The 743-nt window shown below is 71.7% G+C and carries 1 protein-coding gene; it reads left to right on the top strand.

What is annotated here, in order from left to right:
• The first annotated feature begins 40 nt into the window (after positions 1–40).
• Positions 41–676: a class I SAM-dependent methyltransferase gene (locus ABD323_RS42670; RefSeq protein ID WP_184918700.1), complete on the top strand. Its 636-nt coding sequence runs from the start codon at positions 41–43 to the stop codon at positions 674–676.
• The last annotated feature ends 67 nt before the right edge of the window (positions 677–743 follow it).

Raw genomic sequence — 743 nt, 5'->3', positions numbered from 1 at the left:
CACCAAGCCGTACCCCCGGAGAGCCTGGAGAGGCCCTGCTATGCCCGAAGCCCGCGACCCGCAGACGCCCGGTTCGCCGACCGGCGGTGCGACCGCCGACGCCTCCTACACGGAGCGGCTGGTAACCCTGGAGCAGTCCGGCATCAAGCGGCTGCTGCCCACTCAGGCGCCGTACCGCTGGAACCTCAAGCGGCTCCAGCTCGGCCGGACCCTGGACATCGGCTGCGGCGTCGGCCGCAACCTGCAGAACTGCGAGCCCGGCAGCGTCGGCGTGGACCACAACGAGACCTCGGTGGCGACCGCCCGGGCGCGCGGCCTGGAGGCGTACACGGCGGCCGAGTTCGAGGCCGACCCGGAGCTCAGCCGGCCCGGTGCCTTCGACAGCATGCTGGTCGCCCACGTGCTGGAGCACCTGGACCTGGAGACCTGCCAGGCCCTGCTGAAGAGCTACCTGCCGAGCATCCGCTCCGGCGGCAAGGTCGTTCTGATCACCCCTCAGCCCGCCGGCTACCGCTCGGACCCCACCCACGTGCGGTTCGTCGACTTCGCCGCGCTGCGCGAGTACGCCGAGCAGGCCGGGCTGCAGATCGAGCGCAGCTACTCCTTCCCGCTGCCCGAGGCGGCCGGAAAGGTCTTCAAGTACAACGAGTACATCCTGGTCGGCATCGTCCCCTGACGGGGTGCGGCGCCGCAGGAGAGGGCGGGCCGGACGGGTGGATCGCGGGAGACCTGTGGCCGGGCGG

Origin of the sequence: Kitasatospora nipponensis (assembly GCF_039528135.1) — a bacterium.
Classification (GTDB): domain Bacteria; phylum Actinomycetota; class Actinomycetes; order Streptomycetales; family Streptomycetaceae; genus Kitasatospora; species Kitasatospora nipponensis.
Note: the sequence above shows the minus strand (reverse complement) of the source record. Positions and strands in the feature narration are given on the sequence as shown.

Coding starts and splice junctions, on each gene's coding strand:
- ABD323_RS42670 (WP_184918700.1), top strand. CDS start 41: ATGCCCGAAGCCCGCGACCCGCAGACGCCCGGTTCGCCGACCGGCGGT.